This window comes from Serratia sp. TSA_105.2, from assembly GCF_052692115.1.
In genome coordinates this window covers 15537-32237 of record NZ_JBQZFT010000011.1, presented here as the reverse complement: position 1 = coordinate 32237, position 16701 = coordinate 15537, and the positions used below count along the sequence as shown (strand labels likewise).

General features: G+C 60.9%; 12 protein-coding genes. 4 read left to right on the top strand and 8 right to left on the bottom strand.

All coding sequences use genetic code 11. The features are described 5' to 3' along the window. Positions 1-19: 19 nt before the first annotated feature. The 5 genes from hslU to priA all read right to left on the bottom strand — a co-directional run bounded on the left by hslU (position 20) and on the right by priA (position 6516). Entirely contained in the window at positions 20-1354 is a 1335-nt protein-coding gene (gene hslU / locus ACUTSC_RS21885) for an HslU--HslV peptidase ATPase subunit (protein WP_025304663.1), read from the bottom strand. A gap of 12 nt (positions 1355-1366) precedes the next feature. Continuing rightward, complete coding sequence (gene hslV / locus ACUTSC_RS21880) at positions 1367-1897, bottom strand: ATP-dependent protease subunit HslV (protein WP_033649891.1); 531 nt, start codon at positions 1895-1897, stop codon at positions 1367-1369. Between the two features lie 102 nt (positions 1898-1999). Further along, the gene (gene ftsN, locus ACUTSC_RS21875) at positions 2000-2935 is read right to left on the bottom strand and encodes a cell division protein FtsN (RefSeq protein WP_197768765.1); all 936 of its coding nucleotides are present in this window, start codon (positions 2933-2935) and stop codon (positions 2000-2002) included. Between the two features lie 65 nt (positions 2936-3000). Then, complete coding sequence (gene cytR, locus ACUTSC_RS21870; protein WP_063991329.1) at positions 3001-4029, bottom strand: DNA-binding transcriptional regulator CytR; 1029 nt, start codon at positions 4027-4029, stop codon at positions 3001-3003. 291 nt (positions 4030-4320) lie between these two features. Then, complete coding sequence (gene priA, locus ACUTSC_RS21865) at positions 4321-6516, bottom strand: primosomal protein N' (protein WP_197768764.1); 2196 nt, start codon at positions 6514-6516, stop codon at positions 4321-4323. A gap of 199 nt (positions 6517-6715) precedes the next feature. Here priA and rpmE point away from each other — a divergent pair, with 199 nt between their 5' ends. After that, complete coding sequence (gene rpmE / locus ACUTSC_RS21860; RefSeq protein WP_004931078.1) at positions 6716-6931, top strand: 50S ribosomal protein L31; 216 nt, start codon at positions 6716-6718, stop codon at positions 6929-6931. Positions 6932-7008: 77 nt separating this feature from the next. Here rpmE and metJ read toward each other — a convergent pair whose 3' ends face one another. Further along, positions 7009-7326 carry a met regulon transcriptional regulator MetJ gene (gene metJ / locus ACUTSC_RS21855; protein WP_006317756.1) on the bottom strand — a complete coding sequence of 106 codons (318 nt, stop codon included), beginning with the start codon at positions 7324-7326 and terminating at the stop codon, positions 7009-7011. A gap of 304 nt (positions 7327-7630) precedes the next feature. On the opposite strand from metJ, the gene metB reads away from it, so the two are divergent. The 3 genes from metB to metF all read left to right on the top strand — a co-directional run bounded on the left by metB (position 7631) and on the right by metF (position 12354). After that, positions 7631-8791: a cystathionine gamma-synthase gene (metB, locus tag ACUTSC_RS21850; protein ID WP_025304659.1), complete on the top strand. Its 1161-nt coding sequence runs from the start codon at positions 7631-7633 to the stop codon at positions 8789-8791. Positions 8792-8793: 2 nt separating this feature from the next. Next, positions 8794-11229 (top strand): bifunctional aspartate kinase/homoserine dehydrogenase II, encoded by a 2436-nt coding sequence (locus tag ACUTSC_RS21845; RefSeq protein ID WP_107228026.1) that lies wholly within the window; start codon positions 8794-8796, stop codon positions 11227-11229. A gap of 228 nt (positions 11230-11457) precedes the next feature. Beyond that, positions 11458-12354, top strand: coding sequence for a methylenetetrahydrofolate reductase (gene metF, locus ACUTSC_RS21840; protein WP_033645217.1), 897 nt, complete (start codon positions 11458-11460; stop codon positions 12352-12354). 107 nt (positions 12355-12461) lie between these two features. Here metF and ppc read toward each other — a convergent pair whose 3' ends face one another. Together ppc and argE are read right to left on the bottom strand one after the other, a co-directional pair. Then, positions 12462-15098, bottom strand: coding sequence for a phosphoenolpyruvate carboxylase (ppc, locus tag ACUTSC_RS21835; RefSeq protein WP_049234154.1), 2637 nt, complete (start codon positions 15096-15098; stop codon positions 12462-12464). A 258-nt stretch (positions 15099-15356) separates the two neighbouring features. Then, positions 15357-16502, bottom strand: coding sequence for an acetylornithine deacetylase (gene argE / locus ACUTSC_RS21830; RefSeq protein WP_197768763.1), 1146 nt, complete (start codon positions 16500-16502; stop codon positions 15357-15359). Between the last annotated feature and the right edge of the window lie 199 nt (positions 16503-16701).

The window sequence follows — 16701 nt, the reverse complement described above, 5'->3', positions numbered from 1 at the left end:
CAAGACAATGATTGAGCGATTATAGGATAAAACGACTCAAATCTTCATCCGCCACCAGTTCATCCAGATGACTGCGCACGTAATCCGCATCAATTGTAATGGATTGGCCATTAATTTCACTCGCATCGTAGGAAATATCTTCCATCAGACGTTCCAGCACGGTGTGCAGACGACGAGCGCCGATGTTCTCGGTGCTTTCGTTGACCTGCCACGCGGCTTCGGCGATGCGGCGAATGCCGTCGGCGGTGAACTCGATGTTGACCCCTTCGGTACCCATCAGCGCTTTATACTGCTCGGTCAGTGACGCGCTCGGCTCGGTCAGGATGCGCTCGAAGTCTTCGGTGGTCAGCGCCTGCAGCTCAACGCGGATCGGCAGACGGCCCTGCAGTTCCGGGATCAGATCCGACGGATTGGCGGTCTGGAACGCGCCGGAGGCGATGAACAGGATGTGGTCGGTCTTCACCATACCGTGCTTGGTCGACACGGTGCAGCCTTCCACCAGCGGCAGCAGATCGCGTTGCACGCCTTCGCGCGAGACGTCCGGGCCGGAGCTCTGGCCGCCGCGCTTACAGATTTTGTCGATCTCGTCGATAAACACGATGCCGTGCTGTTCAACCGCTTCGATCGCCTGCTCTTTCAGCTCTTCCGGGTTCACCAGTTTGGCGGCTTCTTCTTCCACCAGCAGCTTGAAGGCTTCTTTGATCTTCACCTTGCGCGGCTTTTGCTTCTGGCCGCCGAGGTTCTGGAACATCGACTGCAGCTGGTTGGTCATCTCTTCCATGCCCGGAGGTGCCATGATTTCCACGCCCATCGGCGCGGCGGCCAGATCGATTTCGATCTCTTTGTCGTCCAGCTGGCCTTCGCGCAGTTTCTTGCGGAATGCCTGGCGGGCGGCGGACGGCTCCTGGTGCTCTTCCGGCTGGCCCCAGTTGTTCTTGGCCGGCGGGATCAGCACGTCGAGAATGCGCTCTTCGGCCAACTCTTCGGCACGGGTGCGGTTCTTCTCGATCGACTGCATGCGCACCATTTTGATGGCGGCATCGGTCAGATCGCGGATGATGGAATCCACTTCTTTGCCCACATAGCCCACTTCGGTGAACTTGGTGGCTTCAACCTTGATGAACGGCGCGTTGGCCAGCTTCGCCAGACGACGGGCGATTTCGGTTTTACCGACGCCGGTCGGGCCGATCATCAGAATGTTTTTCGGGGTCACTTCGTGACGCAGCATCTCGTTGAGCTGCATCCGGCGCCAGCGGTTGCGCAGGGCAATGGCGACAGCACGTTTGGCCTTGTTTTGGCCAATGATATAGCTGTCCAGTTCGCTGACGATCTCGCGCGGGGTCATTTCAGACATGGTATTCGATCCTTACGCTTTGGAAGGCAATTCTTCAATGGTGTGGAAATGGTTGGTGTAAATACAGATATCGCCGGCGATGTTGAGGGATTTCTCAACGATGTCACGGGCGCTCAGCTCGGTATTTTCCAACATGGCGCGGGCTGCGGCCTGTGCGTATGGGCCGCCGGAGCCGATGGCGATCAGATCGTTTTCCGGCTGCACCACATCGCCGTTGCCGGTGATGATCAGCGAAGCGTTTTCATCGGCGACCGCCAGCAACGCTTCGAGCTTGCGCAGCATGCGGTCGGTGCGCCAGTCTTTCGCCAGCTCGACGGCGGCTTTCACCAGGTGGCCCTGATGCATTTCCAGTTTGCGTTCAAACAGTTCAAACAGCGTGAAGGCGTCAGCGGTGCCACCGGCAAAACCGGCGATCACTTTGTCGTTATACAGGCGACGCACTTTCTTGACGTTACCCTTCATCACCGTATTACCCAGGGTTGCCTGGCCATCACCACCGATGACGACCTGGCCGTTGCGGCGTACGCTTACAATTGTTGTCACGAGCAGACCCTCGTTAAAGACGGAAAGAAGTCCCCGCAGCGCCTGCTTTCGCAGACGCTACGAGGCATATTGAGAGTATAGATGGGGGGGGATTGACGCTTTTCAACCCCCAACGGAGAGGGGAATGCAACTCGACATGCCGACGCCCTTCAGGCGCGAAAGGGTTTTGTCCGCGGCGGCGCGGCTGCTGTAAGGGCCGAGCACTACGCGATTCCAACCGCCGCCGGCGGTGATGCGGCTCTCGATGCCTTCGAACGCCAGGCGCGCACGCACGGATTCAGCCTGATCGGTGGCGCGGAACGAACCGCATTGCACCATCCACTTCTGCTTCGACTCCGGTTTGGTTTCCTGCTTGGCCGTTTCCTGTTTCACTTCCGGTTTCGGCTCGGGCTTCGGTTGCGGCTTCGGCTCAGGCTGTTTCACCTGCACGGGCGGTGGGGTAACCGGCTTCGGCTGCTGGTGCTGCTGCACCGGCGCGGTAGTGGCCCCGTTGTTGAACGGGTTGCGCGGCGCCTGGCTGACCTGCTGCTGTTGCTGCACAGGTTGCTGCTGCATTTGCTGTTGTTGCATCTGCTGCTGCTGGCGGTTGCTGCGCGCGTTGGCCTGGCCCGGATCGTTATACGGCACTTCGTTCAGCTGCGTCGGGCGCTGTTGCATATCGGCCTGCATTTGCTCCAGCAGCTGCCGCTGTTCGGCGGTCAGCTGAGTTTTGGAATTGAGCTCGCCGCCGGCCGTCGGTTCGGTCGGGGTTTGCACGCCGATCTGCCGATTTTCCAGCTCTTTGATGTAGCGCCAGCGCTCTTCCGGCTTCGGCGGCAGGCCGTTGCCGGGGCGTGTGGTGTGCGCAGGCAACAACGGCGCGTCTTCCGGCTTGTTGTGCGTAATGAAATAGAGGCCACCGACAAAGACAACCAGCAACGCGGCGGCTAACGCCAGCACGGTTTTGGAAACCTTCGGAGAACTGCGTTTTTTACGGCTGGGGGTTTTACGCTTAGCTCCTGCTGCGCGCCCACGGCTTACATAGTCTTTTTGCGCCACTATTATTCCGCTGTGTCCTGATGAGAGGATAAGTCCGTCATGTTACTGAACCCTAAAATATTTGACTAGCGTTTCGGGGCAGCGGTGCTGCCTCTGATAATCAATTCACTGTCCAATAGCCGGGAGCCGCTGGCCACCGTCTGGCCGTTCAACTGCTCCAACAGCAACAACATCGCCTGCTGGCCGATCTGGAAGCGCGGCTGCGCCACCGTGGTCAGCGGCGGATCGCAATACTGCGCCAGCTTGAGGTCGTCAAAGCCGACGATCGACAGATCCTGCGGTACCCGCAGCCCCATTTTCTTCGCCTGGGACAGCACGCCGATCGCCATGACGTCGCTGTGGCAGAACACCGCCGTCGGCGGTTTCGGCTGAGCCATCAGCGCCGTCAGCGCTTGCGCGCCGGCTTCGTAGGTAAAATCACCCCGGGTAATATAGCTGCTTTCGACGGTAATGCCATTACGACGTAGCGCTTGAACGTAACCCTGCAGCCGATAATGGCTCAGCGGCATCTGTTCCGGCCCGGCGATACAGGCGATCTGCCGGTGGCCCAATTGATGCAAATAATGCACGGCTTCAAAGGCGGCGGTCAGGTTGTCGATATGCACCGTCGGCAGTTCCAGCTCGGGTGCGAACTCGTTGGCCATCACCATCGGCGGCAGGTTGCGCTGCTCTTCCTTGCTGGCGTCGAACGGCAGGTTGGAGCCCAGCAGCAGCATGCCGTCGATCTGTTTGGTGATGATCAGATTGACGAAGGTACGCTCTTGCTGGTTCTGCTGGGCGCAGTCGCCGATCAGTACCAGATAGCCTTGCTGGGCAGCGGTCTGTTCGATCCCCTGGATCACATCGGCAAAAAACGGATCGCAGATGTCGGGCACGATCACCAGGATGGTGCGGGATTCGTTGCGCTTGATATTGCGTGACAGAGCATGAGGAGAATAACCCACGGCCAGAACGGCCTGTTCCACCTTTTGGCGCGTCGGCGTTGACACCTTTTCCGGGTTCATCAGCGCACGCGATACGGTAGCCGTTGAAACGCCCGCCATTTCGGCGACGTCTTTCATGGTCGCCATGGATAACTCTTTCTTGTGTTCCAACGCCTTTCTCCTTGCGTCAGCCCCATGCCGACGCCACTACTGCTGTTTGCTCACAATGTCCGGCATGCGGCGGCGAGATTGTTGTCATTGAGCGCCACTCGCGTTCGGGCACTCCGTCGCGCTGCGATGTGGCGACAAAATTTGCCCTCGCAGACATTCTAAACAGAATACGCCCCGCCTTTGTTACCTAATTTGCATAAAAAATGTGACCTGAGAAGGTTTTTTAGCGTTCGCTCGCAATTTCAAGGGTAAACGTTTGCACTGCGGCAGCTAAATCGGACTTTTCCGGGATCAGCTGTCGATCGGATCGACATCCAGCGTCCATTTCACCTTGCGCGTTTGCGGCAGGGTGCCGATCAGCGGCAGCGAGCTTTTCATCAGCTGTTGCAGGACGCGCCGCGTCGGGTGCTGCAGCAGCAGCTGCCAGCGGAAACGGCCGCCGCGTTTGGACTGCAGCGCCGGCACCGGTCCCATTACCCACAGCGAATCGTCCTTCAGCGGGCTGGCTTCCAGCAGGTTGCGCAGCTGCTGCAGGAATAGCGGAGCCTGCTGGTTATCGTGATCTTCGGCGCGCACGATGATATGGCTGGTGTAAGGCGGCAGAAACACGCTGTTGCGCTCCGCCAGCGTCTGTTTGGCGAAGGCGTCGTAACCCTGTTGCAGCAGCACCTGCAGCAGCGGATGCTCCGGATGGTGGGTTTGCAGCAGCACTTCCCCCTGTTTGCCTGCGCGGCCGGCCCGCCCGGAGACCTGGGTATACAGCTGGGCGAAACGCTCGGCGGAGCGGAAGTCGGCGGAGAACAGCGCACCGTCCACGTCCAGCAACGCCACCAGGGTGACGTCGGGAAAATGGTGGCCCTTGGCCAGCATCTGTGTGCCGATCAGAATGCGCGCTTCGCCGCGATGGATATCCGCCAGGTGCTGCTCAAGCGCTCCCTTGCGGCTGGTGGTGTCGCGATCGATGCGGGTGATCGGTGTATCGGGGAACAGCGGCGCCAGCTCCTGCTCCAGCTGTTCGGTGCCGACGCCGACCGATACCAGGTGGGTGGAGCCGCACTGCGGGCACTGGTGCGGCACCGGCCGCTGGCTGTCGCAGTGGTGGCAACGCAGCTGACGCTGGTGCTGGTGGAAGGTGTAGTAGTGATCGCAGCGTTGGCACTCGGCAATCCAGCCGCATTCGTGGCACAGCAGCGCCGGGGCGTAACCGCGGCGGTTGAGGAACAACATCACCTGATTGCCGGCTTTTAAATGGTGCTGCATGCTCTTCAGCAGCGGCTGCGACAGGCCGACCTTCAGCGGCAGCCCCTTCAGATCGATCAGGTGCTGCGCTGCCGGTTTGGCGTTGCCCGCGCGCTGGGTGAGCTTCAGCTGGCGATATTTGCCCAGTTGCACGTTGTGCAGCGTTTCCAATGCCGGGGTCGCGGAGCCCATCACCATCGGGATGTCTTCTTCCCGGGCGCGGAACACCGCCAGATCGCGGGCGTGGTAGCGCCAGCCTTCCTGCTGTTTATAAGAGCTGTCGTGTTCTTCGTCGATGATGATCACGCCCAACTGACGGAACGGCGTGAACAGCGCCGAGCGGGTGCCGATGACGATGGCGGCTTCGCCGCTGCGCGCGCGCAGCCAAACCGCAAGCCGCTCGCTGTCGTTCAGGCCGGAGTGCAGTACGTCTACCGGCGCGTTGAAGCGCTCGCGAAAGCGGGCGATGGTTTGCGGCGTCAGGCCGATTTCCGGCACCAGCACCAGCGCCTGCCGGCCTTTGGCCAGCACGTTCTCCAGCACGCTGAGGTAGACCTCGGTCTTGCCGGAGCCGGTCACCCCGGCCAGCAGCCAGGCGGCGAACTGCTCATCCTCGCTTCTGATCGCCCCGACGGCGGTAGCCTGCTCGGTGTTCAGCCGCAGCCGCTCGCCGAGCACCGCGAAGTTGGGGCGCCAGTCGTGCGTATCCGCGATCTGAGCGCGCAGATCGATCAGCCCTTTGGTGCGCAGCGCCTGCAGGGCGCTTTCCGTCAGTTCCAGCTGGCTGACCTGGTGGCGATAGACCGGGCGTTGCAGCAGCGCCGCCAGCGCCTGCTGCTGTTTCGGCGCGCGTTTCAGGCTTTCGGGCGGGGTGGCGCGCCCCTCTTCAGTGGCGAACCATTGCCACAGCGGCGCGGCTTCGGCCGGTTTGCCTTGCCGCAGCAGGATCGGCAGCGCATGGAACAGCACTTCGCCAATGGGGTAGTGATAGTAATCGCTGGCCCAGCGCAGGATGCGCCACAGGCTGGGGGAGAACAGCGACTCGGCGTCGATCACGCTGTCGATCGGTTTGAGCTTGTCCAGCGGCAGTTCGCTGGTGTCGCTGCAGCCGGTGACGATGCCGATCGCATGCTGCCTGCCCCAAGGGACGCCCACGCGCGCGCCGGCCACCGGCTGCATGCCGGGCGGCAGCAGATAGTCGAAGGTGCGGGCGAGGGGGACCGGCAAGGCAACGTGTACGACGGGCATGATCTCATCCAAATTGAAAAAAGTGGGCATCAGTTTACACGGCGCATCGGCAAATGTACGGTTCCGATTGCGCGCCCCGACTAATGCTGTATAATTTGCCGCCTTTGGTATAATTCGATACCAAAATTCTATTATCAACCACGTGTGGTGTCTGGCGAAACAGGGCTGGATAGCGACACGGCCTTAACTGAGGTTTCCCATGAAACAAGGTATCCACCCAAAATACGAAGAAGTTACTGCTAACTGCTCTTGCGGTAACGTGATGAAGATCCGCTCCACCGTGGGCCATGATCTGAACCTGGACGTTTGTGGCGCATGCCACCCGTTCTACACTGGCAAGCAGCGTGACGTTGCTACCGGTGGCCGCGTTGACCGCTTCAACAAGCGTTTCAGCGTACCAGGCGCTAAGAAATAAGATTTCTTATCGTCCGATGAAAAAGGCGCCTTTGGCGCCTTTTTTCGTTTCTGCCGCCGGCGTTCGCCGGGCGGTTCTCAATATTCCCAGGTATCGGGATCGACACCCAGTTCGCGCATCAACACTTTTGCGGCTTCCGGGATTTCATCGCTGCGCTCTTTGCGCAGGTCTTCATCGTTCGGCAGCGGCTGGCCGGTAAAGGCATGCAGAAACGCTTCGCACAGCAGTTCGCTGTTGGTGGCGTGGCGCAGGTTGTTCACCTGGCGACGGGTCCGTTCGTCGGTGAGGATTTTCAGGACCTTCAGCGGAATGGATACCGTGATCTTTTTGACTTGCTCGCTTTTTTTACCGTGTTCAGCGTAAGGGCTGACATACTCGCCGTTCCACTCAGCCATGGGACACCTTAACTTTGTCAGAAAAATTACAAAATTCTAAAAACCGGCCAATTATGCCCGATCTTCACTGTTCTCACTAAATAAATGTCAATTTTACGCGACCAGGGTCACTGAATGCCCCGCCTCGGCCGGACATTGTGGCTTAACATCTTATCGTCATGTCATATCGGCATAATTTTAGCGGGTATTGTTCCATTGCTCAATCTATACGCAGAGAAGTTTAGATGTCCAGATGTATTGACGTCTATCAATCCTGCGATTACTCTTTAGGCCTCATTCACCGAACCGAGAGCCGAGCGAGCCCATGACGCGTAAACCAGCCACGATTGCCGTACGCAGCGGCCTGAACGACGACGAACAGTATGGCTGCGTTGTCCCGCCGATTCATCTGTCCAGCACCTATAACTTTACCGACTTCAACCAACCCCGAGCCCATGATTACTCGCGCCGCGGCAACCCGACGCGCGACGTGGTGCAACGCGCGTTGGCGGAGCTGGAGGGCGGCGCCGGCGCGGTGATGACCGGCAGCGGGATGTCGGCGATCCATCTGGTGACCACCGTGCTGCTGAAGCCGGGCGATCTGCTGGTGGCGCCGCACGACTGCTACGGCGGCAGCTATCGGTTGTTCGACAGCCTGAGCAAGCGCGGCGCCTATCGCGTGCTGTTCGTCGATCAGGGTAATGAAGCCGCCCTGCAGCAGGCACTGGCGCAAAAGCCGAAGCTGGTGCTGATTGAAAGCCCCAGCAATCCGCTGCTGCGGGTGGTGGACATCGCGGCGATCTGCGCCGCCGCGCATGCGGCGGGCGCGTTGACGGTGGTGGACAACACCTTCCTCAGCCCGGCCCTGCAACAGCCGATCGAACTGGGTGCCGATCTGGTGGTCCATTCTTGCACCAAATACCTCAACGGGCATTCGGATGTGGTGGCCGGCGCGGTGATTGCCAAAGATCCCGAGCTGGCGGTCGAATTGGCCTGGTGGGCGAACAATATCGGCGTGACCGGCGGCGCGTTCGACAGCTATCTGCTGCTGCGCGGCATGCGCACGCTGTCGCCGCGCATCAAGGCGGCGCAGCAAAACGCCGAAGCGATTGTCGGCTATTTACAGCAGCAACCGCTGGTGAAAAAGCTGTATCATCCCTCCCTGCCGGAAAATCCGGGGCATGAGATCGCCCGCCGGCAGCAGCGCGGCTTCGGCGCGATGCTGAGTTTTGAACTGGACGGCGATGAAGCGGTGCTGCGCCGTTTTCTCTCTGCCCTTGAGCTGTTTACTCTGGCAGAATCGCTGGGCGGCGTAGAAAGCCTGATCTCGCATGCAGCGACCATGACCCACGCCGGCATGGCGGCGGAGGCGCGGGCAGCGGCCGGCATCTCCGAGAGCCTGCTGCGCATTTCCGTGGGTATTGAAGACAGTGAAGATTTGATTGCCGATCTGGAACGCGCTTTCCAGGCGGCGGCAACGAGGTAAGCATGAATGCAATTGCTGTAGCAGGGCCGGTGAGCGGGCGTCAACTGCACAAGTTTGGCGGCAGCAGTCTGGCGGATGTGAAGTGTTATCTGCGTGTGGCCGGGATTATGGCGGAATACAGCCAGCCGGGCGACATGATGGTGGTATCGGCCGCCGGCAGTACCACCAACCAGTTGATCAACTGGCTGAAGCTCAGCCAGAGCGATCGCCTGTCTGCGCACCAGGTGCAGCAGACGTTGCGCCGCTATCATAGCGATCTTATCGGCGGCCTGCTGCCGGCGGAAAGCGCCGAGCCGCTGATCGCCGAGTTTATTCAGGATCTGGAACGTCTGGCGGTGCTGCTGGACGGCAAAGTCGACGAGGTGTGCTATGCCGAAGTGGTCGGGCACGGCGAGATCTGGTCGGCGCGCCTGATGGCGGCGGTGCTCAACCACCTGGATATGCAGGCGGCCTGGCTGGACGCGCGTGATTTCCTGCGCGCCGAGCGCGCCGCGCAGCCACAGGTGGATGAAGGCCGTTCTTATCCGCTGCTGCAGCAATTGTTGGCTCAACATCCGGGCAAACGCCTGGTGGTGACCGGCTTCATTTCGCGCAACGACGCCGGGGAAACCGTGCTGTTGGGGCGTAACGGCAGTGACTACTCCGCCACTCAGGTCGGCGCGTTGGCCGGTGCTGCGCGCGTCACCATCTGGAGCGACGTGGCCGGGGTATACAGCGCCGACCCGCGCAAGGTGAAAGACGCCTGCCTGCTGCCGCTGCTGCGCCTGGACGAAGCCAGCGAGCTGGCGCGCCTGGCGGCGCCGGTGCTGCATACCCGCACCCTGCAGCCGGTCTCCGGCAGCGATATCGATCTTCAGCTGCGCTGCAGCTACCAGCCGGAGCAGGGCTCGACGCGCATCGAGCGCGTATTGGCGTCCGGCACCGGCGCCAAGATTGTCACCAGCCACGATGACGTGTGTCTGATTGAGTTGCACGTCGCCGCTCAGCATGACTTCAAACTGGCGCAGAAAGAGTTGGATCTGGTGCTCAAGCGCGCGCAGATCAAACCGCTGGCGGTGGGCATCCATCCTGACCGCAATCGGGTGCAGTTGTGCTACACCTCCGAGGTGGTCAACAGCGCGCTGGCGACCCTGCAGGCCTCGGCGCTGCCGGGTGAACTGCACCTGCGCGAAGGGTTGGCGCTGGTGGCGATGGTCGGCGCCGGGGTCTGCAAGAATCCGCTGCACAGCCACCGTTTCTATCAGCAGTTGAAAGATCAGCCGGTCGAGTTTATCTGGCAGGCGGAAGATGGCATCAGCCTGGTGGCGGTATTGCGTCAGGGGCCGACCGCGCTGCTGATTCAGGGGCTGCACCAAAGCCTGTTCCGCGCCGAGAAGCGCATCGGTCTGGTGCTGTTCGGCAAGGGCAACATCGGGTCGCGCTGGCTGGAGCTGTTTGCCCGCGAGCAGACCAATATTTCCGCGCGCAGCGGTTTCGAATTTATCCTGGCGGGGGTGGTGGACAGCCGCCGCAGCCTGCTGAACTACGACGGGCTGGATGCCAGCCGCGCATTGGCGTTCTTTGAGGACGAGGCGCAGGCGCTCGACGAAGAGTCGCTGTTCCTGTGGATGCGCGCGCACCCGTTCGACGATCTGGTGGTGCTCGACGTGACCGCCAGCGAAGAGCTGGCCGGGCAGTATCTGGATTTCGCCAGCTACGGTTTCCATGTGATCGGCGCCAACAAGCTGGCGGGTGCCTCATGCAGCGATACCTATCGCCAAATTCGCGACGCCTTCGCCAAAACCGGCCGCCACTGGCTGTATAACGCCACCGTTGGCGCCGGCCTGCCGGTCAACCATACGGTGCGCGATCTGCGCGACAGCGGCGACAGCATTTTGGCGATCAGCGGCATCTTCTCCGGCACGCTTTCCTGGCTGTTCTTGCAGTATGACGGCACGGTGCCGTTCACCGAGCTGGTGGATCAGGCCTGGCAGCAGGGGCTGACCGAACCTGATCCGCGGGTCGATCTCTCCGGTCAGGACGTGATGCGCAAGCTGGTGATCCTGGCGCGCGAGGCGGGCTACGACATCGAACCGAACCAGGTGCGGGTCGAGTCGCTGGTGCCGGCGGGCTGCGAGCAGGGTTCCGTCGATCAGTTCTTCGAGAACGGCGAGGCGCTGAACCAGCAGATGCAGCAGCGCTTTGAGGCCGCCAGCGAAATGGGCCTGGTGCTGCGTCACGTGGCGCGTTTCGACGCCAACGGCAAGGCGCGGGTCGGCGTGGAGGCGGTGCGTCCTGAGCATCCGCTGGCCTCGCTGCTGCCGTGCGACAACGTGTTCGCCATCGAAAGCCGCTGGTATCGCGATAATCCGCTGGTGATCCGCGGGCCGGGCGCCGGCCGCGACGTGACCGCCGGCGCGATCCAGTCAGACCTTAACCGGTTGGCACAGCTGCTTTAATCCTCTGCGGGCGCGGGTTCACCGCGCCCCTTTGCTTTTCCTGCCATACTTATCCCTGCCGCCGTCATGAAATTCCCTCGTTGAGCGGGTGAAGATTAATCATCTTATTCCCCTTATTTTCCTGTTGACTCTTTAGCCAACATGCGGCATTTTCTATCTAGACGTCTAAACGTATAGACGCTCATCAAGATGAAATAAAAACAGTGATCGATAAGAGGTGAGCAGGGTATGAGTTTTTTCCACGCAAACCAGCGGGAAGCGCTGAATCAGAGTCTGGCGGAGTTGAACGGCCAGATTAACGTATCATTCGAGTTCTTCCCGCCGCGCACCAGCGAGATGGAAGAGACCCTGTGGCAGTCGATCGATCGTCTGAGCATCCTCAAACCCAAATTCGTTTCCGTCACCTACGGTGCCAACTCCGGCGAGCGCGATCGCACCCACAGCATCATCAAGGGGATCAAGGAGCGCACCGGGCTGGAGGCGGCGCCGCACCTGACCTGCATCGACGCCAGCCCGGCACAGCTGCGCGACATCGCGACCGATTACTGGAACAGCGGTATCCGCCATATCGTGGCGCTGCGCGGCGATCTGCCGCCGGGCGGCGGCAAGCCGGAAATGTATGCGACCGATCTGGTGGCGCTGCTGAAAGACGTGGGCGACTTCGACATTTCCGTCGCCGCCTACCCGGAAGTGCACCCGGAGGCGAAGAGCGCCCAGGCCGATTTGATTAACCTGAAGCGCAAGATCGACGCCGGCGCCAGCCGCGCCATCACCCAGTTCTTCTTCGACGTCGAGAGCTACCTGCGTTTTCGCGACCGCTGCGTCGCCGCCGGTATCGACGTGGAAATCGTGCCGGGCATTCTGCCGGTGTCCAACTTCAAGCAGCTGCAGCGCTTCGCCACCATGACCAACGTGCGGGTGCCAAGCTGGATGACCAGCATGTTCGAAGGGCTGGACGACGATGCGGAGACCCGCAAAATGGTCGGCGCCAACATCGCCATGGACATGGTGAAGATCCTCAGCCGCGAAGGGGTGAAAGATTTCCACTTCTATACGCTGAACCGCGCCGAGATGAGCTACGCCATCTGCCACACGCTGGGCGTGCGCCCGGTGGCCGCCGCCTGACAGGCTTGTTCCACAAATAAAGGGCGTCGCTTTATCGCGGCGCCCTTTTTTTGTAGGGGGAAGGCATAAAAAAACGGCCCCGATAAACGGGGCCGCGATTAGGCTCGCTAGCCGGTGTTGCGCATCCCGGCGGCGACGCCGGCGATGGTGACCATCAGCGCTTGCTCGACGCGGGCGTCCGGCTGCTCCTGCTGACGCGAACGGTGCAGCAGTTCGGCCTGCAAGACGTTCAGCGGGTCGGTATAAACGTTGCGCAGCGCGATGGATTCGGCGATCCACGGCAGGTCTTCCATCAGGTGCGCATCGTTGGCGATGGTCAGCACCACCTTGATGTCGCTTTCCAACTGATCGCGCAGCTGTTGGCCCAGCGGCCACAGCGATTTATCCACCAGGCGCTGATCGTAGTATTCCGCCAGCCACAGGTCGGCCTTGGCGAACACCATTTCCAGCATGGCGATGCGGGTAGAGAAGAACGGCCAGTCGCGACACATCGCCTCCAGTTCCGCTTGCTTACCGGCTTTCACCGCTTCCTGCAATCCGGCACCGGCGCCGAGCCAGGCCGGCAGCATCAGGCGGTTCTGCGTCCAGGCGAAGATCCACGGAATGGCGCGCAGGCTCTCCACGCCGCCGTTCGGCTTGCGTTTGGCCGGGCGTGAGCCCAGCGGCAGTTTACCCAGCTCCAGCTCCGGCGTGGCCGCGCGGAAGTAAGGCACGAAGTCCGGGTTTTCACGCACGTAGCCGCGATACATCCGGCAGGAGGTCTCGGACAGGTCGTCCATCAACGCCCGCCATTCTTTCTTCGGTTCCGGCGGCGGCAGCAGGTTGGCCTCGAGGATCGCGCCGGCATACAGCGCCAGGCTGCTGATGGTGACCTCCGGCAGGCCGAACTTGAAGCGGATCATCTCGCCCTGTTCGGTGACGCGCAGGCCGCCCTTCAGGCTGCCCGGCGGTTGCGACAGCAGCGCCGCATGCGCCGGTGCGCCGCCGCGGCCGATGGAGCCGCCGCGCCCGTGGAACAGCGTCAGCGCCACGCCGGCCTTTTCGCAGGTTTTGATCAACGCGTCCTGCGCACGGTACTGCGCCCAGGAGGCGGCCATCACGCCGGCATCTTTCGCCGAGTCGGAGTAGCCGATCATTACCATCTGTTTGCCCTGAATAAAGCCGCGATACCAGTCGATGTTCAGCAGCTGGGTCATCACGTCGTCGGCGTTGTTCAGATCGTCGAGGGTTTCGAACAGCGGGGCGACCGGCAGCGCGAATGGGCAGCCGGCCTCTTTCAGCAGCAGGTGCACCGCCAGCACGTCGGAAGGCGTGCGCGCCATCGAAATCACGTAGGCGGCGATCGAGCCCTGCGGCGCTTCGGCGATCACCCGGCAGGTTTCCAGCACTTCCTGCGTATCGGCGCTCGGTTGCCATTTCAGCGGCACCAGCGGGCGTTTGGAGTTCAGTTCGCGGATCAGGAACGCCTGTTTATCGGCTTCCGACCAGCTTTCATAGTCACCCAGCCCCAGGTAGCGGGTCAGCTCGGCGATGGCTTCGGTATGGCGGGTGCTCTCCTGGCGCACGTCGATGCGCACCAGCGGCACGCCGAAGCAGCGCACGCGGCGCAGGGTATCCAGCAGTTGACCGTTGGCGATGATGCCCATGCCGCAGGCCTGCAGCGACTGGTAGCAGGCATACAGAGGCTCCCACAGCTGCTCGTTGTTCACCAGCAGGTCGTGCGGTTTCAGCACGCGCTCGCCTTTCAGGCGACCTTCCAGATAGGCCTGGGAGCTCATCAGCTGGCTGCGCAGCTGTTTCATGATTTCGCGGTACGGTTCCTGAACTTCGTCACCGCCGGCGCGGGCGCGCAGCTCCGGGGTGCATTCGGTCATCGACAGCTCGGAGACCAGCACCTGAATATCACGGGTGAACAGATCGCAGGCTTTCCAGCGGCTGAGCAGCAGCACATGGCGGGTAATTTCGGCGGTCACGTTCGGGTTGCCGTCGCGGTCGCCGCCCATCCAGGAGGTGAAGCGCACCGGCACCGCTTCCGCCGGCAGGCTGTAATCGATGGAGTTTTCCAGCTGTTCGTTGAACTCGCGCAGGAACGCCGGCACGCCTTCCCACAGGCTGTTTTCCACCACCGCGAAGCCCCATTTGGCTTCGTCGATCGGGGAGGGGCGATGTTTGCGAATTTCATCGGTGTGCCACGATTGGGCCACCAACTGGCGCAGGCGGCGCATGATCTTGTTGCGCTCGTAGTCGGCCAGATCGTTGTGATCGAGCTGGCTGAGGCAGGTGTTCACCTCCACCAGCTTGTGGATCAGGGTGCGGCGGGTGATCTCCGTCGGGTGCGCCGTCAGCACCAGCTCGATGGAAAGTTGCGACACCGCGTGCTGCAGCTCTTTGTCGCTGAGCTTTTTGTCTTTGAGGCGGCTGAACAGCTGCGCCAGCGCTTCCGGGTTGCTGGCGGCTTCGCCGTTGGGCGAAATGCTGTGGTACTGCTCGGCGACGTTGGTCAGGTTGAGGAACTGGCTGAAGGCGCGCGCCACCGGCAGCAGCTCGTCGTTGGACAGGTTCTGCAGGGTGGAGAGCAGCTCCTGGCGATGCGCTTCGTTGCCGGCGCGTGAAGATTTGGAAAGCTTACGGATGGTCTCAACGCGATCGAGAATATGCTCGCCCAGCGCTTCTTTGATGGTATCGCCGAGCAATTTGCCGAGCATACTGACATTACTGCGCATTGCCGAATATTGTTCGTTCATATAACCCCTGACCCAGTTCTGTATGATTTTTATCTTGTAAATAAATTTCACGCGTCAGGCGCAGACCGCCAGCCTGATCACATCGCGTTCCTGTCCAATCGTCAATTGACACTATTTTTAGCAAAAAAACATCAAAATCGGCGCATTTTCTGAAATTTAATTACGCCGCGTCGGTTATCAGCGTGGCTTATTTCGCCGTTTTCTACTTATTTTGAGGTAGGGGAAAGCATAAAGCATTTCCCCTGTTAAATGTCGGGTTTATTGCCGGCAAAAGTGATTGACCAGTTGGCCCAGTAGTTTGCGCGTCGGTTCGATAAACGCGGTGTCGAGGTATTCGTCCGGCTGGTGGGCCTGATCGATGGAACCGGGGCCGAGCACCAACGTCGGGCAGACCTGCTGTACGAACGGCGCTTCGGTACAGTAGTTGACCACCTGCGTGCGGGTGCCCAGCAGTTCCTCGATCACCGCCACCATGCGGTGGTCGGTCGGGCATTCGTAACCCGGCACCGACGCGTGCAGCTCTTCGATGGTCAGGCGGCCCGGCCAGCGTTGGCTCACCGGCTCCAATGCCTGATGCATCAGCTCGTTGATGTTGTCGAGCGTCATGCCGGGCAGCGGGCGGATATCCAGGTGCAGCTCACAGCAGGCGCAGATGCGGTTGGCCGCGTCGCCGCCGCTGATATGGCCGAAGTTCATGGTGGGATAAGGCACGGCGAACGCCGGGTTGTTGTAGCGCTCCTGCAGGGTTTTGCGCAGCTCCATCAGGCGGCCGATGGAGTCGTGCATCAGATCGATGGCGTTGACGCCGCGCGCCGGATCGCTGGAATGGCCGGACTGGCCGACGATGCGAATGGCGTTGGCCATGTGGCCCTTGTGTGCGCGCACCGGCTGCAGTGAGGTCGGTTCGCCGATGATGGCGAAATCCGGACGAATGGCGGTGGAGGCGGCGAAATAACGTGCGCCGGCCATCGTCGTTTCTTCATCTGCGGTAGCCAGAATGTACAGCGGCTTGGTCAGTTTGCTCGCGTCGATATCGCGCACCGCATCCAGAATAAAGGCGAAGAAGCCTTTCATGTCGGCGGTGCCCAGGCCGTAGAGCTTGTTGTCGTGCTCGGTCAGGGTGAAGGGATCGCGCGTCCAGCGGCCTTCGTCGTAAGGCACCGTATCGGTATGGCCGGCCAGCAGCAGGCCGCCGCTGCCTTCGCCGATGCTGGCCAGCAGGTTGAATTTGTGGCGCGATTCCGGCACCGGCTGCACGTCGACGCGAAAGCCCAGGTCGGCAAACCATCCGGCCAGCAAGTTGATTAACGCCTCATTGCTCTGATCGAGGCCGGCATCGGTGGCGCTGATCGACTTCGTTGCGATCAACGCCCGGTACAGCTCAATAAATGGAGGTAATTTCATCTTCACTGTTGACAGCCTTTGGTTAGGATAGTATCAATATTCATGCATTTATTTTGAATAAAAATACAGTAAGCCGAAGCGTAAGGGAACCCGACACCCGGATGTTTATAAAAGCATCAACGCCTGGCTCCGTGGGTGAACGGCGCAACAACGCTGGCTAGCCCTGTTACCTGGGTCTCAAGCGACCGCACGTCAGTTT